Raw genomic sequence first — 26,202 nt, 5'->3', positions numbered from 1 at the left:
GCAAACAAAGACATCAGCCAAACTTATATCCGATGCTAAGAGCAAAGCAGATTTGACTGATGTCTATCTACCCCTCAAACTCTTCCATCTCAATCAAGAGCAACGTGATCTTTCTTTTAAGATCAACATCATAACTATCAATGCCTTGCATGCCTTTTGCTTCTATTTCGAGCTTTCTGGCAATATCCACGACTTTTTGTGTCACATTGAAAACCTTATTTGGGCTGCTGATCCGCAATTCACAAGCATTAACTCGGCATTCCGCTTTGTCTAACTGGGCGTCTTGGGAAACCACGTAAAGATCAAAGTAGTCCTGAAAGCTTTGGGCAATATGAGCATGTTCATCGGTCTTTTCTTGCTTGGCGAACTCTGCATGCCTCTCTCGGAAGCGATTGAATACCTTATTGGACTCTGACGGCATGAGAAGCCGCTCGTAAGGGTCGTCACTTTCTTGGGCTTCGACATCAGCTTCTGGGAAATTGGCATATGCGTCAGAGGTTTCATCTCCTATGCCATTTTCTTCAACGTTGTCATTGGCAGACACATGGTCATCCGTTACTGGTTGCACGGAGGTGGGTTTAGCCGCAGATAAAGGTTCAGCATTGGGGAGTATGTCCGCAACGGGGTTGAGCAATTCGCTTGGCGCCAAAGGTGTAACGGCTGGAGTTCTGGTTGGCAATTGTTGGCCGAGGTCTTTGTGGACTTCAGCCGTTTGAATCTGAGCGCGGGTGGCGTGATAGGTGATCAAAGACCCGCCACTTGCCCCGATAACCACACCCAACAATAGGACAAGAAACCCGTTCGCTCTGTTTTTCATCTCTCAACTCAGTATCAAACCACTCCACCCGTGGCGTCCAAAATACTGCCTGTTGTGTAAGACGCTTCTTCAGAAAGTAAAAAGCATATAGCTCTCGCAACTTCTTCCGGTTCTCCGCCACGTTGCATAGGGATGCGCGGCGCAAGTCTCGCGACGCGGCCTGGCTCTCCCCCGTCGGCATGAATATCGGTGTGAATGAGACCCGGTCTGACGCCGTTTACCCGAATGCCTTCCGCAGCCACTTCTTTGGCAAGCCCAATGGTTAAGGTATCTACCGCACCTTTGCTGGCAGCATAGTCAACATATTCGCCTGGTGAGCCAGTACGTGATGCGCCAGAGGAAACGTTAACAATCGCGCCGCCCTTTCCGCCACGTTCGGTACTCATGCGTTTTACCGCTTCGCGGGCGCAGAGAAAACTGCCGGTGACGTTGGCTGCCAGCACTTTATTGATACGCTCTGCGGTTAGCTCCACCAGCTTGCTTTGGGTGAAAAGGATACCCGCATTGTTCACCAATCCCGTCAGCGGCATTGTATTGGCATCTATCTCGGCAAAGAGCGTGGCAACGCCCTCTTCTGTCGAAATGTCTGCTTTTACCGCAAAGGCGCTGCCGCCGTTTTCTTCAATCTCATTGACTACTTGGTCTGCGGAATCAGCGCGGGAGTGATAATTCACGCACACGGTATAGCCCTGCGCTGCCAGCAGTTTTGCGGTGGCAGCCCCAATGCCGCGGCTCGCGCCTGTCACCAATGCAATTTCGTTTTTCTTTATCACGGCTTACTTCTTCCCTGCATTTGGATAGTCAATGTCTTCGATGTCCACAACCTGCCACGGTCGGTTTTTGTTTCTGAAGATACGTTTGTGCTGCTTGGGGTAATCCGCTTCATCGTGGTCAAGGCGCTGACCCACCACAATGCAACGAAGGGTTTCGTCGCCTGTGTTGGTCATGATGTGTGGTAACCCGCCTGCAGGGTAGCCAATGAAATCACCCTCACCCACCTCGAAGTCTTCATCATCAATCGTGACAGTCGCAGTGCCGGAAAGGATGTAGACGCACTCATCTTCAAAGTAGTGAACATGATATTCGGTTGATTCATACCCCGGCTCAATCTCGACGATGTGGAAGCCCAAACCGGTCAGGCCAGCCAGATCACCTAGTGATTTATTGGTGCGAACCGCATTGGGGTTGAGGAAGTGGGTTTTGGTGAGCCCTTCCATGGATTCGATATCTTGCCTTTTGACGATGTACTGACTCATTGCTTTCTCCTTTTTTCACCACCATGCACTGCCCAACAGCAGGTGTAATGGTTACAGAGGGAGAATTGGGATCTTTGTCGCGCAGCGAAGGGAAGAAACCCGCTCAAGGTTCAGCGGGTTATCTGGGTTAGCGTGCTTTCGGTTAGTGAAAGCTGGGAATGAAGTCTTCGTCTAAATCTAGCCTTTCACCGTTGAGCGAGACGGGGTTCATTACGTCGTCAATTCGCGGGTCAGACAGCATCCGCTCCATGCCTTCATCTCTCGCCTCTCTCGAAGGCCAGATGATCCAGGAAAACAGCACCACCGACGGGCAATTTTCGTAGCCGGATGACGCCATTTTTCGTGAAGATTCCTGCTCATTACAGTGGACCACATTGAGTGCACCATACGCGCGCATCAAGGGGATCGCGTCCTGAACCAGACGCTTGTAGGCTTCTTTATTGGCAACAGGCAACGCTGTCACCAGTCCATCAACATATAGCATGATCTACTACCTCCGCCGATTCAGTTCCACTCCTATAGCGACCCTGCAAACGGCTTTATGATCAAGCCACTGACTTCTATATTATTGAAATTATGGTTTATTTGGTGAGCACTGAGGGAGTACCCAGCGCTTTACCATCACTATTCCTTGTTACGCGAATAGTACCTTTTGGGACTTGTCAGTGGATGACTCAGAAAGGAGACATGCAAAAAGTTTCTTATTTGTATTTGATATTGGGAGGAAAATTTTTTTTATCTTTGTCGTCAGCAAATCGAACGAAAATGATCAATCAGACCGACGATTTCGTCACCCATCTCACCAAACTCTTCAGCGGAAAGATCGCGATCCAAAAAGTCGTTGTAGCCACGAAGTTGGGATTTATCGAACGTTTCCAAATTACGGAACCCCATCGACCAGTCAGGAAATGCCCGCTTTTTGATTTCGGAGCGATCAAGGACAACCACTCTGTTGTGACGATCGTCCTGCTCAATCTTTTGATAGAGCTTGTCGACGTTGTGCTCTTCGCCTTCCAATACCTGAAAGAAGTTGCCTTTCGCGTAAAGTAAAAGGCCACTGACAGCGAGTTGTCCGTTGTTTTGACGAGACTTGCCAAGCAGTTGCATTAACTTACTTTCCGTAAATTCCACGGTCGCCGAGCTGGCATAGATCAATCGAATCATCCTTCCCCCGCGTTGCTTGTAAGCAATGGATTATCAACTCACTATAGTTGTTCTTCGCAGCAGTTGGGGGACACGTAAGCCTATGAATATACCGAACAACATACTCAAAACAGCAGCGAAACCGGATAAGGAGAAGGCAGGCAGGGACAAGAGCAATTGGCTGTCGTTTCCGCCTCCAGCGAGAGAAGCACCAATGCCCATCAAGATACCCGCAAACAGATGCCGCCAATACATAGAGAAAGGTTGGAGGTTGAGTTTGAAGGATCGCGTAATAAGCGCCGCAGTGGCCATGCCTGCCACCAAAGCAAAAAGCAGCAGGGAACGTTCAAGAGAGGGCATTCGCTCATCGGTTTCTTCCCAAACGGAAAGACTCAAATCTGAAAGATACCCGCTGGGTGTCCATTTGGGTTCGTAGAGAAACGTCAGGCTGCCCATCAGTCCAATCGCCAACATGCTAAGCCAGAGCCGTGTATCCCATCTTTTGATCAGAAGAATGCCAGCGCCAATTAACAAGGAAGCCACCAACAAGGCGGTAAAATGCCATTGCGGTAAGGCAGAGGAAAGCCTTGGGGGAAGAGTGTCAGCAACACTCGCCAGCAGAATCCAACCTATCAGCCAACCGGAAACGGTCGCAATCATCAGGGTGTCACCGCGTGACAATTTGCTGATGGTCGAAACACCGCAGCCCTGATTCATGGCGGCTCCGAAGCCAAACAGCACGCCACCGATCAGCGCCGTCCACTGTATGGCATAAACGCGAAAAGGCACTTCTATGGCCATCATGTCTGCAACCAACAAAGAGACCCAACCTAGTACGCCGCTGGTCAGAATAGCGATAAGAAACTGGGGGCGTTTATCTAACGCTTGATTGACCCCTTTCACCAGGCAAAGCCCCGTGGTCTGAGCGAGATAGCCGAGAACAAAAAGAAACAAGATGGCGGTGAGAAAGAAGGTCACGGACTGCTGAAACCTGAATAAATTTCTTGGTGGTAGCCTTGATTGTAGTGAATAGCAGGCGTGGGGTTTGGCTCAATGTTTAGATGAAAAACAAAGAACTAGGCCGTATTAAGTACGGTTAAAATGCGCTGTGTTCGGGGCCAAAGAAGCATCCATTAAGGAATGGAGGATTGAAACAGGTTCACCGGAATGTCGATATCTTTCCCTGTGTCCTGATAGATTTTGAATGCGGCACTGATGCGGTGACCACCGTCTTGCAACACGTAAGTCTTCCCGCAGGTACAGCGGATAAGTTGGATCGCTTCGTTAATGTCTGCGCCCTGCTTCAGTTCTTTCAAGATGGATTTGAACCGGGCATCTTCTCCCCGCACCCAGTTCAAATTCATGGCGACCAGCTTGCTGACTTTCATCAATTCCATTCGCATACTCCTTTCTACTGAGAGTATGCACCGAAGGAAGTGGGTTTTGCGTCTCAGCTTCAGTGCAAAGCACTATTCATTCGCCGCCAGCCATTTCCGTAACAGACCTGCCAACTGCTTTTGTTCATCGGCTGTCAGCGCTTCCAGAATATGTCGTTCGTTTTCGATGTGCTGCTCGACGACCTTGTCGATCAGTGCCTGTCCTTCTTCGGTCAGGGTGACCAAACAGCTTCTTCTATCGGTTTCGCTGGCTTGCCGAATCACAAGACCACGCTTCACCAAGCCATCGACACGCGTGCTCATGGCTCCGGATGAAAGCATCAGGGTTTGATAAAGGTCAGTCGGGGTAACAGGTTCGCCGGCGCGGCGGAGGGAAGCCAGAATATCGAATTCGATATTGCTGAGGTCATTTTGCTTAAATACGTCTTCCAGTTTCGGGGTGATGATTTGTTTCGCCCTTCCAAGTCGTCCAATCACGCCCATTGGTGAGCAGTCTAAGTCCGGTCTTTGCGTCGCCCATTGGGCAATGATGGTATCTACATGATCGGCTTTCATGGTGTCCTTCACTTCGGCACTCAATCTATCTTTTGAAAAAGATACTTGATCAAAAGAGACAATGCGAATATTTTATCTTTCATAAAAGATACTTTTTGAAAAACTTTGACCGGAGGCACATGTGGGCAATTACCTGTTAGCAGCATTGGTTCCTATTTTATGGGGAAGCACTTACGCTGCTGTCAGTCTCTTTTTGCACGATCTCTCGCCTTTTTGGGTGGCAGTTTGGCGTGCACTGCCTGCGGGTCTGTTGCTTCTTTTATTGAAGCCGGGGCGCCCTCCGCTACCTTGGTCAAAAATGACCTTGTTAAGCGTCTTTAATATTGCCGCTTTCTTCCCGCTGTTATTTATTGCGGCTTACCGTCTTCCGGGCTCTGTCGCCGGCACACTTGGCGCAACCTTACCGCTGCAATTAATGCTGATGCAGTGGTTGGTGGAAGGAAAACGCCCACAACTGAAAATGCTGTTGTTGGCGCTGGTTGGCTTCTCTGGGATTGTGATGATCCTGAACCCGAGCGCTAATATTGATCCTATCGGCGCGGCGGCGGCACTGGCTGCGACGGCGTTAGTGGCAAGAGCTTCCTTATGGCTGAAAGACTGGCCAGTCACGGATATTTTCCGCCTGACAGCTTGGCAGTTAACACTAGGCGGTCTATTACTGGTGCCGTTGGCATTCATTGTGGAAGGCGCACCGAAACCCATTACCACCCATGAATTGCCGGGGCTGGTTTGGGTCAGCTTGCTGAACAGCTCGTTCGCTTACTGGGCATTTTCACGGTCGATCAAAAAGATCGGCGCAGACAGCATGGCAATGATCAGCATGCTGAACCCTGTTGCTGCGGTCACCTTGGGTATTTTCCTGGTCGGTGAAGTATTGGGGCCGTACCAATGGCTTGGTATCGCCATGGTGATGATGAGTCTGGTGTTGATGGTGTACAGCAAGCAAAGAACGCAACGGAAACTGACGCTGAACCCCGCACATTAATCAAGTTTTCAAAGCCCCTGCAAAGGGGCTTTTTCGTCTGCACTTATTGTTAAGACAAAATACAGCCGAAAGCACAGAAAAGGTTGAAGCAAATCTAATATTTAAGCTCAAACAGATGCATATTCCATTTGAATCATTTCAGTTTATTCGTCCTACAAACACCACCTCCATAGATACATCCTTCGCCTTTTATCGCAACCAAAGTCATTCCCTCCTGATAGTTTCGGAACAACATACCTTTACGCTTTTCATCCCAGCTTGAACACCGCCCAAAGCCAATGCTAAATATCCTTTCACTCAAAGGATTGGAGGAAGACATCATGGACATTCGTATCGACGACCTAAACGGCCCGGAAATTAAAGGCCTCCTCCAGGAACACCTCAATAACATGCACGAAATCAGCCCGCCAGAAAGCGTGCATGCCCTTGACCTCAGTGCCTTGAAAGCCCCAGATGTGACTCTTTGGAGTGTGTGGATTGAAGGGGAACTGGCCGGTTGTGGCGCGCTGAAGAAAATTGGCCCGTCGCACGGTGAAATCAAATCTATGCGCACGTCACAAAAACACCTGAGAAAGGGTGTAGCTGCGAACTTGCTCGCACATATTCTCCAAGAATCACGCAGGCGTCAGTACACGCGTCTAAGTTTAGAGACAGGTACTGAACCAGAATTTCAGCCAGCGCATCGTCTTTATGAGCGTTTCGGCTTCGAAGCTTGCTCGCCATTCGGGGAATATATTGAAGATCCAAACAGCGTCTTTTATACCCGAACACTGCAACAGTTCAGTCCTGCCTAACGTTAAGGACAACGTAGATTCAGGGTTATGCATAAAAGAATAGAAATTATTGATTACCATCCGCGCTACACAGAACAAACCATTTCCATGTGGCGCAGTAGCAAAGAACGAGCCTTGGGTATTCCCGAGGCTCACGATTTTGAAGCACATCGTTACTACCTCAACCGTATTCTCACGGCGACGAACCGCATCTATCTTGCTTTAGAAAGACGCTCCGAACGTGTACTGGGCCTGATTGCGTTTGATGAGAACGTGATTACCCAGCTTTACGTCGATTGTGAGTATCAGCATCAAGGCATAGGCAGCGCCTTGGTCGAGTTAGCCAAAGAAACCACCAGCGATAATCTTCAGCTTTATACCTTTGAAATGAATGAGGTAGCACGACGATTTTGGCGCAAGCATGGTTTTGTTGAAAAGCAAATCGGCCAACATGACAATGAAGAAGGTCTGGTAGATGTGCTTTGCGAGTGGATCCGTGGAGACGACTTTCCCACCCTTCAATACGCGGCGATGTAACCCCACTTCCTCCCGTTTTTCATCACATCAATCAATCAGATTTACACCACGAATTTGTGCAATGGTAATCGGGTGGTTTCTCACCACAACCACCTGATATTCCATAAAATTCACATCCAGCATCCATCAATATCTTTCATCGTCACAAGCAATAAATTGACTTGTCGCTAGCTTCGCAAAGCTGTAACTTGCGCGCTCTTTGGTGCGGTGCCGAGTAAGTGGATGAAATGAGCGCCGCCGGAGCCTGGTACGCTGAGCAGTCGCCCTGTCTGGGCATTCAGCGATAACGATAGTCTTGATTATTCAATCAGTTCTTACAAATGTGAGCGGCATGTTCCCGCCGAGCTACTATCGTTTACTTGAGTTAGTGTCAACGACTGATGCGCTCACTCCATCCGTTCGAAAATCACTACCTGGGGCATTGACAGCGATGACTGACAAAAACACAGCTCGACCAGCAGTCGAGGACAATAACCAAGCTTTATCAAATGACCGATTGCTTGTTGGCTGGCGTGAATGGGTTGCCTTACCAGATCTGGGTATCACTGCGATCAAAGCGAAAGTGGACACTGGCGCACGAACTTCGTGTTTGCACACTTTCGGCATTACCGAATATGAAAAAGATGGCGAGAAATGGGTGAAGTTTATGATCCACCCAATTCAAGACGACAACATGACCGAAAAAGAGTGTCACGCAAAAGTGAAAGACATGCGCAAAGTACGCGACTCTGGCGGTCATGAGACCTTGCGTTATGTCATCGAAACAACACTGGTGGTTGGTAACTTGTCATACCCTATCGAAATGACACTGACCAAACGCGACACCATGGTATTTAGAATGTTGCTGGGTCGTACCGCAATGGAAAATCGACTGTTGGTCGATCCGGTTAAATCTTTCCTCGTTCAGGCGCAACAAGGTTAATTATATGAAAATTGGAATTCTCTCTCGTAACGAAAATCTTTATTCCACTCGCCGCCTGATCGAGGCGTGTGAGCAACGCGGCCACGAATATAAAATTATTGACGCGCTGCGTTGTTACATGAACATCAACTCTACCCAGCCTTCTATCCATTTGATGGGTGAAGATCTGGTGGGTTTTGATGCCATTATTCCGCGCATCGGTGCATCTGTGACCTTCTATGGCTGTGCAGTTTTGCGCCAGTTCGAGATGATGGGAATCTACACCCTGAACGATTCAGTGGCGATTTCCCGCTCACGTGACAAGCTGCGTTCACTCCAGCTGCTGTCTCGTAAGAATATTGGTATGCCTATCACAGGTTTTGCGAGCAAACCGGGCGATATTAAAGACCTTCTGAACATGGTGGGCGGTACCCCAGTGGTCATCAAACTGCTGGAAGGAACCCAAGGTATTGGTGTGGTTCTGGCAGAAACCCGTAAAGCGGCAGAGAGTGTTATCGAAGCCTTTATGGGCCTGAAAGCCAACATCATGGTTCAGGAGTACATCAAAGAAGCGGGCGGCGCGGATATTCGCTGTTTCGTTATCGGCGATAAAGTGATTGCAGCGATGAAACGTCAGGCACTGCCAGGCGAATTCCGCTCTAATCTGCACCGCGGCGGCAGCGCGTCTCTGGTACGCATTACCCCAACGGAACGTAAAACAGCGGTTGCTGCTGCGAAGGCGATGGGTCTTCACGTAGCAGGCGTTGATTTGCTGCGCTCTGAGCGCGGACCTCTGGTGATGGAGGTGAACTCTTCACCGGGTCTTGAAGGGATCGAGACTGCTACCGGTAAAGACGTAGCAGGCCTGATCATTGAACATATAGAGAAAATAGTCTCTTCTCCGAGGACAAGGACACGTGTCAAAAGCAAATAACAAAAATAATGCATTCGAAATTGGCGGGACGAGCATCCCGCCAGGTCAACGCGCAAGTGTTGAATTTGAAGTTGCTAAGCTTTACACACACTCTCCGCTATCTGTAACAGCGGAAGTTATTCATGGTAAGAAGCCCGGCCCTGTTTTGATGATAAACGCGGCTATTCATGGTGATGAGCTAAACGGCGTTGAAGTCGTTCGCCAGATTTTGGATCGTCTGAACCCTGCCACATTGAAAGGCACGGTGATTGCGATCCCTGTGGTGAACGTTTTCGGTTTCATTCATAAATCGCGTTACCTTCCAGACCGCCGTGACCTGAACCGCTGTTTCCCGGGTTCTGAGCGTGGTTCTATTGCCGGTCGTATGGCGTACCAGATCTTCGAACAAATCGTTCGTCGCTGTACTCATATTCTTGACCTGCACACGGCTGCGATTTATCGCACCAACCTGCCACAAATCCGTGCGAACCTTTCCAACGAAGAAACCTATGAAATGGCGTTGGCTTTCGGCACCCCTGTGGTTATCGATGCTGCACTGCGCGAAGGTTCTCTGCGTTCTGAAGCGGAAAAGATTGGTATTCCGGTACTGACTTATGAAGCCGGTGAAGCGCTGCGTTTCGAACCTTACGCCATTACTGCGGGTGTGAAAGGTGTGAAGCGCGTGATGCAGCACCTTGGCATGATCCGTAAGGCAAGCAAAAAGACCAATGTCGAGCCTGTGATTGCCCGTGCGACCCGTTGGGTGCGTGCAGAAGCGGACGGTATCTTGCGTTCACACGTGCTGCTTGGACAGCGCGTGAGCAAAGGTCAGTCTCTGGCTTCAATCAGTGCGCCTACCGGTAGCGAAGAAATTCAAATCTACGCACCACAAGGCGGAATTATCATTGGTCAGCAAACCCTGCCACTGGTAAACGAAGGTGATGCCATCTATCACATCGCTTTCTTTGAAGAGCCAGACAAACTGGTTGAGCAGCAAGTTGAAAACTACCTCGATGAAGTGGTTGACGACTCAAGCAACGAAATCAAATGGGGCATTGGCGTGCAATAAGCGCGACGATTCCCGACAAGAAAGGAGCGCTATGCGCTCCTTTCTTATTTATCTAAACAACTCCAATTTCAGCACGTTAAGACAATTCCATCCGTATTTTCCTTCCTTTGTCCGGTCAGTCCGTTCTTCGCCTTTTCGATGCTTTCCCAACCACGCAATTTTTACCTTGATTTAACAAAGTCCTTTCATTCTCATTTTTGATACCTGACTCAAAGTTAACCACTGGCTAAGATTTAATCGACATCAGAGGACTGACCAGAGGAAATTGAAATGAAGGGAATCGTTATAGCGATGTTGTTCACCATCACGTCGTTTTCAGTATTTGCTGGCTCCACCACATCAGGCACAACCACTACAGGTTACACCCAAACCAAATACCCTATTGTGCTCGTTCATGGCTTGTTCGGCTTTGACAGCATTGCGGGGATGGATTACTTCCACGCCATTCCACAAGCGCTGACCCGCAGTGGCGCGAAAGTGTTTGTGGCGCAGGTGTCGGCGACTAACAGTTCCGAAAAACGCGGTGAGCAGTTGCTGCGTCAGGTACGTTGGGTGAAAGCCGTGACAGGGGCAAGTAAGGTGAACCTGATTGGTCATAGCCATGGCAGTCCAACCGCTCGCTATGTGGCATCTGTTGCGCCACAGCACGTGGCTTCGGTCACCAGCGTCGGCGGTGTCAACAAGGGCTCTGAGTTCGCTGATGTTGTTCGCGGCACCTTCCCTCCCGGTTCTGCAGGCGAAGCGTTAGCAGTTACCGCTGCCCGCACCCTCTCTGGCTTAATCAGCCTGCTTTCAGGGGGTTCTAGCTTGCCGCAAGATCCGTTAGCTTCATTGCATTCGCTAACCACTAAAGGTTCTTTGGCGTTCAATGCCAAATACCCTGAAGGTGTGCCGACCAGCCGTTGTGGAGAGGGTTCTTACCGTGCAGCAAACGGTGTGTATTACTACTCCTGGTCTGGTACCAGCACTGTCACTAACGTGTTCGATATCAGTGATCCCGTCCTTTTCGCCACTGGCCTTTTCTTCTCAGAAGCTAACGATGGCCTTGTAGGACGATGCTCAACCCATCTCGGTAAAGTTATTCGCAGTAACTACCGAATGAATCATCTTGACGAAGTAAATCAACTGTTTGGCCTTCATCATCTTTTCGAAACCGACCCCGTTACCCTTTATCGTCAGCACGCCAATCGCCTTAAGCGTCAGGGGTTGTAAATAAGGAGACGTCTCATGCGTATCACGTTCACCAGCTATAAAATCGCAATTCTGATCATCGCCGGGATTTTGCTGTTCGCCGCGCTTTATCTTTTCTCCGGTTCAACGGAGCAAAACACGGTCGCGAGAGCACCTTCCCACGAAGGGACGGAGGTCGATATATCTTCTGATCGTGATACGTTTGAGTACTTTCTCTCTACCTTGGGCGAGCGCGATCTCGCCCAGATCACCACAGATTACGAAGCCTTCGCAGACACCCTCAGTTTCGGCGAGAAGCAGAAGGTTCTTTTTGAGAAATACCAAGCTTATCGCCAGTCACTGGTGGGAATATCAATGCCTGAAGGTTTATCCGGATTGAATTACCTGACATTCATTCATGAACAAACGCAGAAACTGCAGTCCGAACACTTTTCCGATGCCGAGCGCCAACGCATTTTCTATGAGGAAAACCTCGCCAGAGAAATGACCATTAAACGCATGCAGTTGGAAACCATGGGGCTCGACCGGGATACAATGAACGCACAGTGGCAGGCCGAGTTGGATCAACTGCCACCGGACATGAAAGAGAGTTACCAAAACGCGGCTTTACTGTGCGAAATGAATGCCCTATCAGCACTGGATGACAGCGAAAAGCATCAACAGTTGAATGAGTTAGTCGGGGAAGAAGCCGCACTCAGGTTGCAGGCCTTTGAACAAGAAGAGGCTGAGTTTAACAATCAATTCCAGCAATACCTGACTGAGCGCCAGAGCCTATTGGAAGAGAGTTATTTGTCTGACACAGAACGCGAGCAGGCACTCAGTGCGCTGAGAGAGTCCTATTTTTCCGATGAAGAGAGACGCCGTGCTGCCGCCTTAGAGCGTATTCACGACGACGAATCCAACGCTATTTAATCTGCCCGGGGCTCCTTATTCCGCGTGCGAGCCCCACTTCAGCACAGGCCATTGATATTCGCCCGCCTTTTTGAAGAGCTGACTGCAAGGATTCACCACGTACACTTCATCGGCAAACAGACACATCGGCAGATCATTAATTGAATCCGAATAGAAGCTGACGTGTTCGAAATCCTCGTCGAGCGTTGCTATCCATTGCGCCAGACGGTGAACCTTGCCTTCACGAAAGGAAGGAATGCCATCTGGTTTCGGTTGATATTGATCATTCTCCACCACCAAATCGACCCCCATCGATACATCCGCTCCCAGCACTTTCGCAATGGGATGCACAAGAAAACCGAGCGATGCTGAAATGATGGCAATGCACGCACCTTCTGCCCTCAAGGTTTCAAACCGTGCTTTGGCTTCGGGATAGATATGTTCCAACATCCGCTCTTGGACAAAGCGCGCTGCCAGCGCATCAACATCCGCGACGGAATAAGATACTAACGGCGACAGGCTATATGCTAAATACCCATCGAGCTCCAAAGTGCCTGCGAAGTAGGCGTCCATGTATTCTTCATCTTTTTTGAGAAAATCAGGATCGCTCACCATGCCAATATCAATCAGATATTGGTGCCAGCGGGACATGGAATCGCCTTCCACCAGTGTGTCGTCCAGATCAAACACAGCAAGATGTGCGGCCATGGTTATCTCCTTGATTTAATGGGCAATGAATGGCGTTGTGCTGAAAATCATCTTGGCACAATTTGATGACAATGGGGCTACCGAGTGCACGATTGTGAGAAGTGAGTGAGTTAAAACCCTAGGGGCTGTTGACCTTTGGTGGTGAAATTTTGTTCTAGCCCTAAGCGTTTTAGGCGCGGCGAGGTGTGTGCCGCCTAGTCATTCTAAGCAAATACACCTCAACAAAGCATAAAACGCTTAGGGCAGAACCCTTCGGGCAGCGTTTGTGGGGACTTTCTCCTGCGTTATCGGCTTCTTATGTAGGCTAGCTACACATCGAAGCCTCTGCCTTGCATAAAATCCCCACAAACTGCTGCAAAAATCATCACCAAAGGTCAACAGCCCCTAACGAAAGTAAGCTTCCTCGGCCATCAGCGAGACGCGTGGCCGAACTGATGTACCAAACCTACGTTGGAATGCCGCAACGGCTGACACGGACTCATCGACCACTTCCAATGCCACTATCTGATCAAACTCGTCCACATAGAGCCTGAGATTTCCAATGTATACGGCTCTATCATCAACGCGCACCAGATACTTCATCACTTCCGGTAAGGCCAAGGGCAAGTAAGTAAGTTCATCGACATCCCCCTTTGCGCGTTCAAGTTCCGTTACCTGCATAGTTTGCCTTGGCAACGCGAAATAGAAGGGCTGGCCCCAGTCAGCCAATATGCCAATGCTTTCTCCGTTGTTTCCCACATCGGCAGAAAGCCACAAAAGTACCCTTTCGTTCGCGAAAGGCTTAAAAGTATCAGTCTCTTGCTTAAGATCTTGCGCTATCACGGCAGGGATTATCGATATTTTCCCCACTATCATCACTTGATCATCTTTGATCTGAGAAAAATCCACCGGCGTATCTGATCTAGTGTTATTCGACGCGCAGCCAGAAAGCAGGAACAAGGGAAAAACCAGACATACCAAGCTTCGACGGAGCAAGGTCGCCGCCAGTTCAAGGCATTTGGGTTGAGGAATGTAATGTTCTAAAGCCATGGTTCAACCTTAGTACACGCACACTAAAACGCCGCCTAATTGGTGAGATGAAATTAATTTCTGGTACTTGCGGTCAATTACTCCACTAACGTGGACTTTCTCCATGTTGGTCGCTCAATAACCACGATAAGGTAACGATTATGCTTAACTGGGATTCTGTGATTACCACTGCCAAAAATGGCAACCCTGTTCCACCCCGCCGGGTTGAAAAATCAGAGGTGGAGTGGCAGGCCGAGCTAAGCCAAGAGCAGTTTTATGTGACCCGCAAACATGGCACCGAACGCCCTTTCAGCTCTGAAATGTGCGGCCTGTTTGAACCGGGCATTTACACCTGTGTGTGCTGCGGCGAACGGCTGTTCAACGCGAATGAGAAGTTTGACTCAGGCACAGGCTGGCCTTCTTTCACTGCACCACTCGAAGACAACGTGGTGGCCTACAACATGGATATTTCTCATGGTATGACGCGGGTCGAAGTCACCTGCAATGTGTGTGACGCGCACCTTGGGCATGTGTTCCCAGATGGACCACTTCCAACCCGTTTGCGTTACTGCATCAATGCCGTGGCTCTCGCTAAAGAGAAGTAAGAATATCGGCACAAATAACGAGGCGCCCTCACTTTGGTGGGCGCCCTTTTATTACCAGACAGACTAAGCAGCTTCTGCATAACTTCCCATACACAACCTCATCAAGTTCAAATAATTCCCTACTTTTCATGATGTTTTCGCACTAAAGCCACACTTTGCGAGCTTGAAGGTTCTTATAATGAAACAATTCAATTTGATAACCATTTCCTTGCAGGGAAAGCAATGCACACTTATTAGCACGTGGAGTAGTTGATTCATGACAAGAGGTTCATCGGCATGGTCAGCGATCGTCATATTCATTTTCTTTGTTGCCACCTTTACCGGCACAACGCCATTTAATCTTCATGATGCGAATATCGCCCAGGTGAGCATTGCCTCCGGAATTGGGATGATTGGCTGCCTCTATGGCGGCATTCGCACCCTCGTCGCGTTGATTGCAGCTTCCACATTGGCTTTTGGTCTGGCGATTTACCGCTGGGATCCGAGCGCGCCTCTCGCACCTGCGCTGATCACTGGCGCCATCACGCCCATGGCCTGTTACCTTTCAGCGCAAATCTGGGAAAGGCTGTTCATAGGTAGCGGCGTTCGGTTTGAAACGCTGAAACACTACGTACTGCAAGTGTGTATTCTGCCGGGCTTTCTCGTGGCACTCGTTACTGCATCCGATTCGCTGTACGGTGGTTACACGGGTGACGGCAACTACTTTTACGACCTTTACGAACTCACATCGACCTATGCCCTTGGCATTCTGCTGGTCGCACCTTTCTATCAACTCTGGCGACTCGAAAGGAAGCCTTTGCAGCAATTTACGCGAAACGCTTTGCTGGCAATCATCTCCTATCTGGGGTTAACCGTTCTTGCTTTTGTTGGCAGCGCACCGGGACTGATATTCGTTGCTCCTGTCATCCCCGTTATATTGGCCTTTAAAGGGGAAGAACTGGCGTCGTTAGCTGCCCTTTTTGGTATGGGCATCATCGTCACCACCATTGCCCCCTACAATCTCGGCCCCTTTGATTTGCCTGACAAGGTGGAAGGCCATGCTTCGTTGATGACCTATGTACTAATGAGTGTGATCATGCCGTTAGCTATTGGCCTTCACGTTCGCCGATTGAATGTGGTTTCACGTTCGCGGGATAAATGGCAAACCAAAGCCAATACTGACCAACTGACCGGACTTCCAAACCGCTATGCGTTTTTCCCTGAACTTGCGAAACAGTTTGAAGATGCTGCCCAGAATCAGGGAAAATTGGTGGTCGCCATGATCGATGTTGATCATTTCAAAGTAGTGAATGACACCTATGGGCATGCGGTGGGTGATGTGGTGTTAATGGAAATCGCCTTACTAATGCAAGAAGAAATGCGCGATTCAGATTTGGTTGCGCGGATTGGTGGAGAAGAGTTTGCCATCCTGTTTCCCGGCAGCAATGAAGAGCAGGCACTCAAGGCGCTCGAACGTTTACGTCTGCGCTGCGAAAACCACATTTTCCGCTATCAGGAGTTTGAACTGAGTGTCACCATCAGTATTGGTGCCGCCGTGTATCAGTCATCTGAATCAAAAGATGCCCTTCTGGGTCGCGCAGACGGCCTACTTTACCAAGCCAAGCATGGCGGAAGAAACCGGACTGAGATCGCGTAAGTAGGCATCAACTATCAGCAATGCCGCCGCGGGTCAGAAGATAAGGGTCCAGTAACGCTTCAAGTTTTTCGCGCGACAACTCAGTTTCTTCTTCTGCCACATCAATAATCGGACGGTTCTCCGCATACGCTTTCTTGGCAATCGCAGCCGCTTTGGCATAACCGATCACCGGGTTCAATGCCGTTACCAAAATCGGGTTTCTCGCCAATGCCGCTTCTACCTCATCTTCTCTGACTTTGAAGCTAGAAATCGCTTTAGTAGCAAGCATGGTTAAGCCATTTGAAAGCAGGTTGATGCTCTCTAACAGCTTATCGGCAACCAGCGGTAGCATGACGTTCAGCTCGAAATGCCCCGATTGCCCCGCCAAACCCAACGTTGTGTCATTCCCCATCACCTGTGCAGCCACCATAGCGGTTGACTCAGGAATGACTGGGTTTACTTTCCCCGGCATGATAGACGAACCAGGTTGCAAGCCTTCAAGCTCAATTTCTCCCAGCCCAGCCAAGGGGCCAGAGTTCATCCAGCGTAAGTCATTACTCACTTTCATCAACGCCACTGCCAGATTTCTCAGCTGGCCCGAAAGTGCCATGGTCGCATCCAGACTTCCCATGGCGTTAAAGGGGTGCGGATTGGCTTCAAACCGGATACCGGTAAGAGCAGACACTTCGGTCGCAAACAATGCGGCAAATTGCGGGTGTGCATTCACACCGGTCCCTACAGCTGTGCCTCCCTGAGCCAGTTTCTTCATCCCTTTCAGGCTGAATACAACGCCTTCGTAGCAGCCTTCGAATTGATGTCGCCAAGCTTCCAGTTCTTGTCCAAAGGTGACGGGCATGGCATCCATCAAATGGGTGCGACCTGTTTTGACGATATGCCCAATCTCATCTTCTTTCACGCTGATGGCATCCATCAATACCGAAATAGCCGGCAACAGGCGGCTTTCTACTTCAAGGACAGTGCTGATTTGAATAGCAGTCGGAATGGAATCATTGCTGCTTTGGCTCATGTTTACATGATCATTCGGCGACACCGCCATCCCACATTTAATGGCTGACAGTGTGGCGACTACTTCATTCATATTCATGTTGGAACTGGTACCTGAGCCAGTCTGGTACACGTCGACCGGAAAATGCTTCAGGTGATCACCCGCGATGACTTCATCACAACTCTCGGTTATTGCTTCGGCGATCTGCGGGTCAAGCAACCCCAGACTGCTGTTGATACTGGCAGCACAGTATTTCACCATCGCCAGTGCTTGGATAAATGGCACCGGCATGGTGCGTCCGCTAACGTTGAAATTATCCACTGCACGTTGAGTCTGCGCCTGATAGAGCGCATTCTGTGGCACATCGACTACACCCATACTGTCCCGCTCGGTGCGGGTAGCGTTGTTCTTCATCGCGTTATCCCTGCAGACTGGTTCTCAATACCACCATGACCCCTAACTTCCAGTATGACCCCAATACTGAAATTTACTGTCTCACTGGCGCATGGCACTTTCTTTCTGACATTGGAAAGCCCTGTGAAAGACACATTATTTCGCTTAACATACGCCGTAATCTCGACTCTAACGCAAGGCGTAAAAACATGAATGATGACGATATCCTGACCAGTGAGAATCTGATTGAGATCGTTGAAAACCAATTGGCTGACAACAACCCGAAGAAAGTGAAAGAAACGCTGATGCGTCTTCGCATGACGGGCTCAACGCAAGAGGAAGCGCTGGAGTACATCGCCTGCGCACTGATGGTTGAGATTTATGACGTGGCAAAAGGCGAAGGGGAATTCAATCTCAAGCGCTACGAAGAACACTTGGATATGCTGCCAGAAATGCCTTGGCAGGATGATTTAGAAGATTAAGTCTCCTAGAACGAACAAAAGCGCCCCAGGGCGCTATTTTGTATTCAAGCTCCAAACTTGATGCGATTAAACCTGCTCCATCGGCACTGACATCACGCTAAGATCGTTGAGCCAATAAAGTAGGAAGATGTGGCAAACCACCACCACTGCTGTCAGTAAAGCTCGCATCATGGTGTACCAGAAGGGATAAACCCCTTTGAACATCAGCACGACTTCCAAAATGAACAATATGGCGAACGAAACAATCAGCAGGTAAATGGAGTAAGGCATTGGCATCAGCAATGCACCGACCGCCACCAGTGAAAACACAATCCCTACCGTTAATCCGTTATTTGGCTTGTCTGGCCGTGCACCACTAATGGTCATGCCCCACACCGCACCAGAGAGAAACGCCAGAATCATTGCACTGTAACTGTTAAAGGCGTTCACTAAACTGTGCTGCCATGCATCTGGCCAGAGAGGGAGTAAGACACCGAAAGCAATAAACGGGATAAGTCCCAATGCACCGTATATCAACGCTGTTTTCTTCATAACTAGCTCGCTTTTTTATTCCTTATTTCTCGCTACGCAATCTGAGAAGTAAACCGATCAGTCCTGAAGTAAAGGATGCCCTTCGGGAAGCTGCTTATGGATCCAAAGCACCAGTTTATGCTTCATGTTTGGCCCATCTTCTTTGTCTGACGCGAGAGGCGTTAACACCTTATCTTCGACTAACAACCTGTAAATGCACTCAATTTTTATTTTATTCGACGTCCCCTCATCGAAGGTAGCGAAGCCACGTTTACGGGCGTATTGCTCACCAATCTGGAGCGCTTTTTTGAGCAACTGTGCCTCATGCTTAATTTTTTTCATGGTGTTACTCCGGCTGTTGTTTTCGCCAGCATAGCAGACGATAAGACGGAACAGTGTGACCATTACCGAGAGAAGCTCAAACACAACATGACTTATCAATACCCTAGCCGCAAAATAGTGTCTCTAACTACTCAAGATACAGATGAAATGGACGCTCGCTCTCAACACTACCTAAACGCATTCCTTGATACCCTTTCCCGGGAACAACGTGCCAACTACACCAGCTTTTCAGCAGACTATTTCTGCGCCGACGAATACAACGCCAATGCGTGTGCGGAACTGATTAAGAAAGGTGAAAAGCGCGCAAGTTGTAGTATGGAGCTTTGGTACAGTCAGGAAGGTGAAGAACGTCCACAAGTCGGCCACCTGCATGTTGTGACCGATTGGTATGGCAACCCACACTGCATTATCGAAATCACTGACGTTTCCGATTGCCCGTTTAATGAAGTCACCGCGGAATTTGCTGCTTCAGAAGGTGAAGGAGACAAAAGCTACACGTGGTGGCGGCAAGCCCATTGGAACTTCTTCAGCAAGGAATGCGAAGAACTGGGTATCGAAATGAAAGAGGATATGCTGTTGGTGTTAGAGAGGTTTGAGGTGGTTTACCCGCGCTGAGTAAACCACTTCATTTTCATATCCCAAACGACCTGAAGATAAAGGTATCAGCAGGGTTGGCAGTCGTTAAAGCCTTGAGTTTATTGGTACACCACTTGGTTACGCCCATTCCCCTTCGCTTCATACAGTCGGTCGTCGGCGATTTTGATTTGTTGATCAAGATTCCCCATCACATTTGATACGCCAATACTGATGGTCACCTGAATATTTTCCTGTTGGTGCGGTATTGGCGTTCTCTCAATGCGCTGACGCATTTTTTCCAAACTGGCGACAAAGTCCTCGAATTGACCATCTGCCTGTATGCAAAACTCCTCTCCGCCAAATCGCGCCACCACCTCATTCGGGAAATAGATTTTGAGGATGTTTGCGACCATGACAATCGTGGCATCGCCGACATCATGACCATAGTTATCGTTGACCTTCTTAAAGAAATCGATATCCAACATGGCGATGTTACGTATTCTCTCGTTGCAGCCAGACGCCTCCCCAAACAGAAACCTACGGTTCCACAACCCAGTTAACGCATCCTGATTTGCCATTCGGAATAGGTCTGAATTGGCCTCTTTCATCTCAAGAACCTGATGAACACGGCAGTAGAACTCTTCTTGGTTAAAAGGTTTTTTAAGGAAGTCATTGGCACCCGCTTTTAGAAAGCGGGCAGTGAGAGTGTTGGCATCGCTTCCGGAAATTCCAAGTATTGCCAATTGGTTTTTATCAATCTTTTGGCGGACTTCATGAATCATGGAGATCCCGTCTTTAACGGGCATATCGTGATCAGTGAGCACCAAGGTGATGTCCGGATGCTGTTGAATAAGTTCAAGCGCTTGTAGTCCATTCTCCGCTTGCAACGTTTGAATATACTGGTGCTCTAACAAGTGCACCAAGTGATGACGAACCGTCATCGAATCATCCACGACCAGACATTTATGTCGTTGATTGTTCGTCAGGCGCTGAATCAGTGGCAATAGATAAGAGACTGACACCATGCTGTCTTTCAGAATGTAGTCCAGCACCCCTTTCGCCAGCATTTTCTCACGGATGTCATCCTGAAACATGGCCGTAAGAACAATGACTCTCTCATTTTTCTCCAACAAGAGGTCAATAATTTCACCGTCTTGGGCGTCTGGTAAACAATAATCCAACACGGCGCATAATAGGTTTGGTTCTGATTTTAAGATCGTTTCTGCGGCGTCGTAACTTTCAGCCAAAAGAACCTCATAACCTGAATGAGTTAAGATTTGATTCAAATAATTTCTAAAAGCGCGACTGTCCTCTACGACCAGTATTTTTCTGCTCAAGGTCGTACCCTTATTCCCCCACAAGTAACATTTTTAACAATAGCCAACAATTCATACAGGGTTATTAAAATTTTCAACTACGACAATGCAAATCGCACTTCCACATTCATACACTATTCAAATAGACATCACCGTTGCTCTTTAGCTGTCTATCGGCCTCATGATTTAACGAGGCTTAAAAATCTCATAAAAACAATAAGAAAGGGATAATTCACCATTTAGAAAGTCGCCAAAAAACCAGCATGACCACTGCGTTTCTGGGAGGTCAACACAGTGATTTATATGGTGTAAAAAATGTTATTTTAGCAATCTTATATATGAGAGAATATGTACACATTTATTACAGAAAACGGATTATAACTTTGGATCGATAACCTTGAGAAAATAGAAGGCGACAACAGCTTACTGGATTAATCATTGTGGAAAACCGAAAAATCGCGAACACTGTATAAAAAAGAAACGAAAAAGGTTAAGTCATGACTTTGGTTCTTACCGTGATTATTTTTCTGGTGTGTATCGTTTTTCTGGCGATTGGCGTGGTATTTTCCCGCAAGCCAATCAAGAGCAGTTGCTGCGCGTCTTCTGATCTTGATAAAGACAAACCTTCCTGCGCTGTTACTCCGCCTGATAATAGGGGCTGTTGACCTTTGGTGGTTAAATTTTGTTCTCGCTATAAGCGTTTTAGGCGCGGCGAGGTGTATGCCGCCTAGTGATTCTAAGCAAATACATCTCAACAAAGCATAAAACGCTTATAGCAGAACCCTTCGGGCAGCGTTTGCGGGGAATTTCTGCTGCGTTATCGGCTTCTCATGTAGGCGAGCTACACATCGAAGCCTCTGCCTTGCATAAAACCCCCACAAACTGCTGCAAAAATCATCACCAAAGGTCAACACCCCCTACGGAGTAAGGACAACAAAAAGGCGAACCATCTGGCTCGCCTTTCTTCTAAGCTTGTGTCCGTTTAATCGTGTTCAGCTGTGATCTTGATAACTTCCACTACCACAGAACTGGCAGCTTTCAGTGACTTCACCGGCAGGTATTCATAGATTGAATGGAAGTTATGCGCACCAGTGAAAATGTTCGGGCATGGCAACCCCTTCTGGGAGAGCACTGCACCGTCATAACCGCCACGCATCGGAATAGCTTTCATCTCGATATCGTTGCGCACGTAAGCCAACTTGGCAATATCAATCGGGAAGCCAGCATCACCTTCCAGGCTGTTTGCCACGTTCTCATAGCGATCTGCCAGCGTGATAAAAACACTTCCCTCACCCCATAAAGCCCCACAGCTTTCAGCAAGGTTTTTCAGGAAGTTCATCCGGGTTTGATAACCATCTTTGGTAAAGTTACTCACCTCTTTTTGTATTAGTCTTTAACCTTATTATTGGTTTGCCATTTCTTAGGCGATATGCCTACCCACCTTTTAAATGCACGGGTAAATGAAGAGTCACTTTCATAGCCAAGCGTCTTTGCAAGCTCGCACACCCTTACACTGCCATCCAGTAACATTTCTTTAGAGTATGTAATTAGGCATTGTTCTACTAACTCTTTATATATAAATCCTTCCCTTCTTATTGCTTGATTAAATGCCTTTTCGGTCATGCTAAACCTTCTTGAAATTTCACCTATAGACACATTTTTAGATATATTTCTTCTTATCTCACTTTTTACACTACTTATAAAGTTCTCTTCTATTTTCGTTTCCCAATGATACAAAACTCTTACTATACTAGCATTGTTGTTATTTTCACTATAGTCACGTCGATTTCCCAGCCAGTCTCCCGGGAACCTAACACCATTAAAACCGCTAGAGAATTGAATATTTTCGGTCGTTAAGCTCCTATTTAATCTTGGTTTTTTCTGTTTCAAATTCACACCAAAAAGGGAGTCGCCGAATACTTCAAATAGAGAAACATAATTATACAATTGTTGGCATAGATATTGAGAAAGGTTATTATATTTATCAATTTCAAAATTAACATTTCTTATATTCAATTTAGCAATCCCGCTGTCAACAGATAGACTTATTTCTAGACCTCTAGCATGCATATGAACATATTTTGACAAATAATATATAGCCTCAGATAATGTTAATGATGTATTAAAAATGATATCCAAGGGTGCAATGAAGTTACAACCATTCATCTTTGAAAGTTTAATCCCAAATAAATCATCATGACATATAAAAGAAGCATATTCGACTAATCTAGCAAACGTTTCATAAGGGATTTTTTTATATTCATCGGATAGATCCACATCTACAATTCCAAATTTTCTTAGAATATAATCGGCATCTACACCAAGAGAAGAACAAAGCTCATGATATTTTTTTAGCTCAATAATGCTTACCATAAGGATCCTATCTTTTAATTTTTATAAAGTTATTTTCATGGTTTACTAATTAGTGTTTAATAATTTTTTATTATATAAATTTGCAAGCCCTATCAGAGAACTGATAGGGCCTCTTCATTTAATCAAAGTAGATGATAAGTTGTGGTGCTGCCCAGCGATTACTTTCTGAAGAATACACTTCATAACTACCTATATCGTAATCGAAATCTAAAACAAGTGACACTCTTGGAAGTTCATATTTACCATTACTATTTTTCACTCGATTTAGTGCTTCTTTGAACTGTTCAGTGACATTGAGTCGCGCATCAGGATAAAAACTCCAACCTATTGGAACACTTCCTTTAGGCGATTGCTCACCCCATGCGTTATCTGTCATAGCAGGCGTCGATTTATTGGCACTAAAGAGATAATGACTGGCATAATCACTTACATCAACTTTATGGTAAGCGTAGTCATCCACTTTAATTCTCCTAAGTCGAAGGTTAACTTCTTTTGGCTCTCGGAAACCATAGCGCGAAATATATTCATTTAAATTAAATGAAATGAACGGCCAAGTTTCTGAACGTGCGCAAAAACCGCATTGCTCTCGATCTACTTTAAGATGTGTTTCACCAGGCGAAGAAACCTTTTTTGGGTCAAAGGCAAAGTATTTCATATCCTCATCAGCTATAATAGAATATTCATTATCCTCACGTATCTCATGAATAGTGTTATATTCACCTTCACAGTAACCTTGTATTTTTATTCCATTATTACTTCCTAGGTTTAGTTGTAAACCAAGCTTATCATTGTCATGTGTTACGTTTCTTAGCTGTTTCGTCTTGATAAGCCTATCTATATCTTCACTTGGGTCAAAGGATTCTTGGTTAGAATGACTGTTAAACTCTACAGGATATTCCTTCATCGCTAGATAATATGGTAGCCTATCCCCATTATCGTCTTTTTCATCTATTAGTTTAATACTGGAATTAAGATTATGATCTTTTATTGTACTGCCATGGTTTTTGGCCGTCACGACTAAAGAGACATTATCAACCAATGCAGTATCACCGACTGCAGTAATTTTAGGAACTCCTGTTCCATTTCCAAGTCTGTTATATAAATGCATCAAAGGTACATCATCAGAAACAACAGTATAGAGCTTCATGTCTCTGCCATTAGTTGTCACATTCACATAGTTATATTCGCTATTATCTCCATCGATATCATTAAAATTTGTAAAGTTTACTGTGGCATCAGGCCCTGCTAGGTATTTTACCTTTATTCGACCTGTAACAGCGACATCCCCTTCACTCTGGCCGTGCCAACCATTAAAATTTAAACCCGACTTGCTGTTTGATGCAAAAATGACATTTGATGGTTTAAATGATGTTGTAACCTCAAAGCCTTTTTTATCCGATATCTCTTCATATTTCTTATAAGTATGAACGGTCGGCGTAGTCAGTAGTGTAAATAAACCCATTGGTTCATCATAAAGTGGATAAGAACGGCTGGATGAAGCGTTTGAATCCAGATCGTTGTTCCAAACGGTTGAGCGACTACCCGGTAGTTTCAATTTAACTGTTATACCCTGATCTTGTGTGCTGGACTCTCCTCGCAAATACACTTCTGAAAAGGAAATCTGAGGCATGATCTTGCTATATTCACTAGGAGCGGTAGAATGGGCACCCAATATTCCGCCTATAAGCGAAAATACGCCAGAAGCCGCAGTCAAGCCACCTTCCACCACCGGTCCTTTTCCAGCAGCAGCTGTCGCACCTGATAAAGCGCCCATAAGTCCGCTAAAAGCATCCATCCAACCACTAGCTGTAGCCAATTGACCACCCGCGTCATTCACACCCGAAAAAAGATCCTGTAAGTCATCGAATTCTGAAACCGTATAGTTACCTGCTTGGTCTAAGTTGTTTTCGAGGCTATCAGAAACATTCATCAGATATTTCTTGGGGTTTCCGATATCTTCATCAGTGATGTTATTTGATGTTCCAACCGCATGACCATATAATTCAAGTTTCTCTACTTTCTTAGGGAAGATATGTATATCCAAGTCTATATCTTCACCTGGAGCACAAGGGTCAAACTCAACAACAAAATCAGTTAGTCCCCATCCCCCGTCTTGAACATTATTTATTCCACCAAACCCAGTCACTGATTCTTGATAAAATCTTGCATCGGAGGATTGGTTCATATTGAATATTTTCGCCTTACCTTTTACAGACATTTTTACAGACAGTCCTGTTCCAATGTCATTTGCCCCCATATAGGACATGACTCTCAACTTAGCAGTCAGCCTGTTGTAAAGAATAATGTAGGGGTACTGATTTGACGACCAGCTGTCATTTCCATCAGCACTCCATGTTTTTTTTGCATTTTCGTAGTGGGACATTTTATAACCCAAGTTGAACTTTAAAATTTCCCAACCTTTATCTGGATCCATATCCGGTACTTTGTCTAAGATCGATCTAGAAATAGAGCGGGCACAATTAGTTCCTACTGGTTCCCCACTTGGCCCCATAATGTCTTTTGTTAATACTTGCCCACCAGGAACATTATAAAGTGACTCAATTTCACAAATATAAAAAGGACTCAGTTTAAACTCTTGAGAACCATAAAGACTCTCCATTCCAACTTGATAATGCTGCGTTCTCCAATCGAAAAGGTTCTTTCTATTTATAACATTAGAGTTTGGGTAATAGGGTTTATCCGGATGAGTAGTTATTGTCGGCTGTTGCCAACGTTCATCTACATTCTGAGGTACATTTGCCCATGAAGAAAGAGGCGCTAACATCGCCATATTTATCAGTATTGCCAATTTTTGTATTTTCATAATTTCCACCTAAATC

Annotated in this window: 27 protein-coding genes and 2 pseudogenes; 12 read left to right on the top strand and 17 right to left on the bottom strand. The window is 46.9% G+C overall.

The genetic code is table 11. The features are described 5' to 3' along the window. Window positions 1–67 precede the first annotated feature (67 nt). The 8 genes from QL223_RS01370 to QL223_RS01335 form a co-directional block, all read right to left on the bottom strand. Window positions 68–817, bottom strand: coding sequence for a hypothetical protein (locus tag QL223_RS01370; protein ID WP_281543621.1), 750 nt, complete (start codon window positions 815–817; stop codon window positions 68–70). Window positions 818–831: 14 nt separating this feature from the next. Then, entirely contained in the window at window positions 832–1,587 is a 756-nt protein-coding gene (locus tag QL223_RS01365) for an SDR family oxidoreductase (protein WP_281543989.1), read from the bottom strand. A gap of 6 nt (window positions 1,588–1,593) precedes the next feature. After that, complete coding sequence (locus tag QL223_RS01360; RefSeq protein ID WP_281543620.1) at window positions 1,594–2,073, bottom strand: cupin domain-containing protein; 480 nt, start codon at window positions 2,071–2,073, stop codon at window positions 1,594–1,596. Window positions 2,074–2,215: 142 nt separating this feature from the next. Beyond that, window positions 2,216–2,557 (bottom strand): DUF1428 domain-containing protein, encoded by a 342-nt coding sequence (locus QL223_RS01355; RefSeq protein ID WP_281543619.1) that lies wholly within the window; start codon window positions 2,555–2,557, stop codon window positions 2,216–2,218. 263 nt (window positions 2,558–2,820) lie between these two features. Continuing rightward, the gene (locus QL223_RS01350; RefSeq protein WP_281543618.1) at window positions 2,821–3,237 is read right to left on the bottom strand and encodes a BLUF domain-containing protein; all 417 of its coding nucleotides are present in this window, start codon (window positions 3,235–3,237) and stop codon (window positions 2,821–2,823) included. A gap of 33 nt (window positions 3,238–3,270) precedes the next feature. Beyond that, window positions 3,271–4,194 (bottom strand): YeeE/YedE thiosulfate transporter family protein, encoded by a 924-nt coding sequence (locus QL223_RS01345; protein ID WP_281543617.1) that lies wholly within the window; start codon window positions 4,192–4,194, stop codon window positions 3,271–3,273. A 155-nt stretch (window positions 4,195–4,349) separates the two neighbouring features. Next, window positions 4,350–4,613, bottom strand: coding sequence for a hypothetical protein (locus QL223_RS01340; RefSeq protein WP_281543616.1), 264 nt, complete (start codon window positions 4,611–4,613; stop codon window positions 4,350–4,352). Window positions 4,614–4,685: 72 nt separating this feature from the next. Then, entirely contained in the window at window positions 4,686–5,168 is a 483-nt protein-coding gene (locus QL223_RS01335) for a MarR family transcriptional regulator (RefSeq protein WP_281543615.1), read from the bottom strand. A gap of 121 nt (window positions 5,169–5,289) precedes the next feature. Between QL223_RS01335 and QL223_RS01330 the strand changes: the two genes are divergently transcribed. The 8 genes from QL223_RS01330 to QL223_RS01295 all read left to right on the top strand — a co-directional run bounded on the left by QL223_RS01330 (window position 5,290) and on the right by QL223_RS01295 (window position 12,449). After that, window positions 5,290–6,153, top strand: coding sequence for a DMT family transporter (locus tag QL223_RS01330; protein ID WP_281543614.1), 864 nt, complete (start codon window positions 5,290–5,292; stop codon window positions 6,151–6,153). 320 nt (window positions 6,154–6,473) lie between these two features. Beyond that, window positions 6,474–6,947, top strand: coding sequence for a GNAT family N-acetyltransferase (locus tag QL223_RS01325; protein WP_039850053.1), 474 nt, complete (start codon window positions 6,474–6,476; stop codon window positions 6,945–6,947). Between the two features lie 27 nt (window positions 6,948–6,974). Beyond that, a complete protein-coding gene (locus QL223_RS01320) occupies window positions 6,975–7,463 on the top strand; it encodes a GNAT family N-acetyltransferase (protein WP_281543613.1) in 489 nt (162 codons plus the stop codon). Between the two features lie 430 nt (window positions 7,464–7,893). Beyond that, window positions 7,894–8,385 carry an ATP-dependent zinc protease gene (locus QL223_RS01315; RefSeq protein WP_002538971.1) on the top strand — a complete coding sequence of 164 codons (492 nt, stop codon included), beginning with the start codon at window positions 7,894–7,896 and terminating at the stop codon, window positions 8,383–8,385. 4 nt (window positions 8,386–8,389) lie between these two features. Further along, window positions 8,390–9,298, top strand: a complete 909-nt coding sequence (gene rimK, locus QL223_RS01310; protein ID WP_002538970.1) for a 30S ribosomal protein S6--L-glutamate ligase — start codon at window positions 8,390–8,392, stop codon at window positions 9,296–9,298. Then, entirely contained in the window at window positions 9,282–10,346 is a 1,065-nt protein-coding gene (locus QL223_RS01305) for a succinylglutamate desuccinylase/aspartoacylase family protein (protein ID WP_046304975.1), read from the top strand. The genes rimK and QL223_RS01305 overlap by 17 nt, the downstream gene beginning before the upstream one ends. 270 nt (window positions 10,347–10,616) lie before the next feature. Continuing rightward, the gene (locus QL223_RS01300; protein ID WP_039850051.1) at window positions 10,617–11,558 is read left to right on the top strand and encodes a triacylglycerol lipase; all 942 of its coding nucleotides are present in this window, start codon (window positions 10,617–10,619) and stop codon (window positions 11,556–11,558) included. A gap of 15 nt (window positions 11,559–11,573) precedes the next feature. Then, the gene (locus tag QL223_RS01295) at window positions 11,574–12,449 is read left to right on the top strand and encodes a lipase secretion chaperone (protein ID WP_002538965.1); all 876 of its coding nucleotides are present in this window, start codon (window positions 11,574–11,576) and stop codon (window positions 12,447–12,449) included. Window positions 12,450–12,464: 15 nt separating this feature from the next. Here QL223_RS01295 and QL223_RS01290 read toward each other — a convergent pair whose 3' ends face one another. Continuing rightward, entirely contained in the window at window positions 12,465–13,136 is a 672-nt protein-coding gene (locus tag QL223_RS01290; RefSeq protein ID WP_002538964.1) for an HAD family hydrolase, read from the bottom strand. A gap of 384 nt (window positions 13,137–13,520) precedes the next feature. After that, complete coding sequence (locus QL223_RS01285; RefSeq protein WP_239644013.1) at window positions 13,521–14,165, bottom strand: hypothetical protein; 645 nt, start codon at window positions 14,163–14,165, stop codon at window positions 13,521–13,523. A gap of 140 nt (window positions 14,166–14,305) precedes the next feature. Here QL223_RS01285 and msrB point away from each other — a divergent pair, with 140 nt between their 5' ends. Both msrB and QL223_RS01275 read left to right on the top strand, forming a co-directional pair. Further along, window positions 14,306–14,749 (top strand): peptide-methionine (R)-S-oxide reductase MsrB, encoded by a 444-nt coding sequence (msrB, locus tag QL223_RS01280; RefSeq protein WP_002542438.1) that lies wholly within the window; start codon window positions 14,306–14,308, stop codon window positions 14,747–14,749. 256 nt (window positions 14,750–15,005) lie between these two features. Continuing rightward, window positions 15,006–16,385, top strand: a complete 1,380-nt coding sequence (locus QL223_RS01275; RefSeq protein WP_002542439.1) for a sensor domain-containing diguanylate cyclase — start codon at window positions 15,006–15,008, stop codon at window positions 16,383–16,385. Between the two features lie 7 nt (window positions 16,386–16,392). Here QL223_RS01275 and QL223_RS01270 read toward each other — a convergent pair whose 3' ends face one another. Continuing rightward, window positions 16,393–17,784 carry a class II fumarate hydratase gene (locus QL223_RS01270; RefSeq protein WP_002542440.1) on the bottom strand — a complete coding sequence of 464 codons (1,392 nt, stop codon included), beginning with the start codon at window positions 17,782–17,784 and terminating at the stop codon, window positions 16,393–16,395. A gap of 188 nt (window positions 17,785–17,972) precedes the next feature. Between QL223_RS01270 and QL223_RS01265 the strand changes: the two genes are divergently transcribed. Further along, window positions 17,973–18,245, top strand: a complete 273-nt coding sequence (locus tag QL223_RS01265) for a hypothetical protein (RefSeq protein ID WP_002542441.1) — start codon at window positions 17,973–17,975, stop codon at window positions 18,243–18,245. Window positions 18,246–18,311: 66 nt separating this feature from the next. On the opposite strand, the gene QL223_RS01260 is transcribed toward QL223_RS01265, so the two are convergent. Continuing rightward, window positions 18,312–18,776 (bottom strand): DUF3429 domain-containing protein, encoded by a 465-nt coding sequence (locus tag QL223_RS01260; RefSeq protein ID WP_281543612.1) that lies wholly within the window; start codon window positions 18,774–18,776, stop codon window positions 18,312–18,314. Window positions 18,777–18,833: 57 nt separating this feature from the next. After that, window positions 18,834–19,097, bottom strand: a complete 264-nt coding sequence (locus tag QL223_RS01255; RefSeq protein ID WP_039850626.1) for a DUF5062 family protein — start codon at window positions 19,095–19,097, stop codon at window positions 18,834–18,836. A 147-nt stretch (window positions 19,098–19,244) separates the two neighbouring features. On the opposite strand from QL223_RS01255, the gene QL223_RS01250 reads away from it, so the two are divergent. After that, a complete protein-coding gene (locus QL223_RS01250; protein ID WP_039850627.1) occupies window positions 19,245–19,712 on the top strand; it encodes an ASCH domain-containing protein in 468 nt (155 codons plus the stop codon). An 80-nt stretch (window positions 19,713–19,792) separates the two neighbouring features. Here QL223_RS01250 and QL223_RS01245 read toward each other — a convergent pair whose 3' ends face one another. The 4 genes and pseudogenes from QL223_RS01245 to QL223_RS01230 all read right to left on the bottom strand — a co-directional run bounded on the left by QL223_RS01245 (window position 19,793) and on the right by QL223_RS01230 (window position 26,186). Beyond that, on the bottom strand, window positions 19,793–21,010 hold the full coding sequence (locus QL223_RS01245) for a diguanylate cyclase (RefSeq protein ID WP_281543611.1): 1,218 nt from the start codon (window positions 21,008–21,010) through the stop codon (window positions 19,793–19,795). Between the two features lie 961 nt (window positions 21,011–21,971). Next, window positions 21,972–22,384: pseudogene (locus QL223_RS01240) on the bottom strand (peptidase T); the annotation flags it as partial. 24 nt (window positions 22,385–22,408) lie between these two features. Next, window positions 22,409–23,362: pseudogene (locus QL223_RS01235) on the bottom strand (helix-turn-helix domain-containing protein); the annotation flags it as partial. Between the two features lie 118 nt (window positions 23,363–23,480). Then, window positions 23,481–26,186, bottom strand: a complete 2,706-nt coding sequence (locus tag QL223_RS01230) for a hypothetical protein (protein ID WP_281543610.1) — start codon at window positions 26,184–26,186, stop codon at window positions 23,481–23,483. Window positions 26,187–26,202: the final 16 nt, after the last annotated feature.

It is taken from the genome of Grimontia sp. SpTr1 (assembly GCF_947387585.1).
GTDB lineage: Bacteria > Pseudomonadota > Gammaproteobacteria > Enterobacterales > Vibrionaceae > Enterovibrio > Enterovibrio indicus.
This window is presented reverse-complemented; position numbering and strand designations above follow the sequence as displayed.

Excerpts from the sequence above, each read along its gene's own strand:
- QL223_RS01320 (WP_281543613.1), top strand. The coding sequence starts at position 6,975 with ATGCATAAAAGAATAGAAATTATTGATTACCATCCGCGCTACACAGAA.
- QL223_RS01275 (WP_002542439.1), top strand. The coding sequence starts at position 15,006 with ATGACAAGAGGTTCATCGGCATGGTCAGCGATCGTCATATTCATTTTC.
- QL223_RS01270 (WP_002542440.1), bottom strand. The coding sequence starts at position 17,784 with ATGAAGAACAACGCTACCCGCACCGAGCGGGACAGTATGGGTGTAGTC.
- QL223_RS01290 (WP_002538964.1), bottom strand. The coding sequence starts at position 13,136 with ATGGCCGCACATCTTGCTGTGTTTGATCTGGACGACACACTGGTGGAA.
- QL223_RS01260 (WP_281543612.1), bottom strand. The coding sequence starts at position 18,776 with ATGAAGAAAACAGCGTTGATATACGGTGCATTGGGACTTATCCCGTTT.
- QL223_RS01230 (WP_281543610.1), bottom strand. The coding sequence starts at position 26,186 with ATGAAAATACAAAAATTGGCAATACTGATAAATATGGCGATGTTAGCG.
- QL223_RS01370 (WP_281543621.1), bottom strand. The coding sequence starts at position 817 with ATGAAAAACAGAGCGAACGGGTTTCTTGTCCTATTGTTGGGTGTGGTT.
- QL223_RS01300 (WP_039850051.1), top strand. The coding sequence starts at position 10,617 with ATGAAGGGAATCGTTATAGCGATGTTGTTCACCATCACGTCGTTTTCA.
- QL223_RS01295 (WP_002538965.1), top strand. The coding sequence starts at position 11,574 with ATGCGTATCACGTTCACCAGCTATAAAATCGCAATTCTGATCATCGCC.
- QL223_RS01340 (WP_281543616.1), bottom strand. The coding sequence starts at position 4,613 with ATGGAATTGATGAAAGTCAGCAAGCTGGTCGCCATGAATTTGAACTGG.
- QL223_RS01355 (WP_281543619.1), bottom strand. The coding sequence starts at position 2,557 with ATGCTATATGTTGATGGACTGGTGACAGCGTTGCCTGTTGCCAATAAA.
- QL223_RS01265 (WP_002542441.1), top strand. The coding sequence starts at position 17,973 with ATGAATGATGACGATATCCTGACCAGTGAGAATCTGATTGAGATCGTT.
- QL223_RS01250 (WP_039850627.1), top strand. The coding sequence starts at position 19,245 with ATGGACGCTCGCTCTCAACACTACCTAAACGCATTCCTTGATACCCTT.
- rimK (WP_002538970.1), top strand. The coding sequence starts at position 8,390 with ATGAAAATTGGAATTCTCTCTCGTAACGAAAATCTTTATTCCACTCGC.
- QL223_RS01335 (WP_281543615.1), bottom strand. The coding sequence starts at position 5,168 with ATGAAAGCCGATCATGTAGATACCATCATTGCCCAATGGGCGACGCAA.
- QL223_RS01255 (WP_039850626.1), bottom strand. The coding sequence starts at position 19,097 with ATGAAAAAAATTAAGCATGAGGCACAGTTGCTCAAAAAAGCGCTCCAG.
- QL223_RS01285 (WP_239644013.1), bottom strand. The coding sequence starts at position 14,165 with ATGGCTTTAGAACATTACATTCCTCAACCCAAATGCCTTGAACTGGCG.
- QL223_RS01315 (WP_002538971.1), top strand. The coding sequence starts at position 7,894 with ATGACTGACAAAAACACAGCTCGACCAGCAGTCGAGGACAATAACCAA.
- msrB (WP_002542438.1), top strand. The coding sequence starts at position 14,306 with ATGCTTAACTGGGATTCTGTGATTACCACTGCCAAAAATGGCAACCCT.
- QL223_RS01350 (WP_281543618.1), bottom strand. The coding sequence starts at position 3,237 with ATGATTCGATTGATCTATGCCAGCTCGGCGACCGTGGAATTTACGGAA.
- QL223_RS01360 (WP_281543620.1), bottom strand. The coding sequence starts at position 2,073 with ATGAGTCAGTACATCGTCAAAAGGCAAGATATCGAATCCATGGAAGGG.
- QL223_RS01325 (WP_039850053.1), top strand. The coding sequence starts at position 6,474 with ATGGACATTCGTATCGACGACCTAAACGGCCCGGAAATTAAAGGCCTC.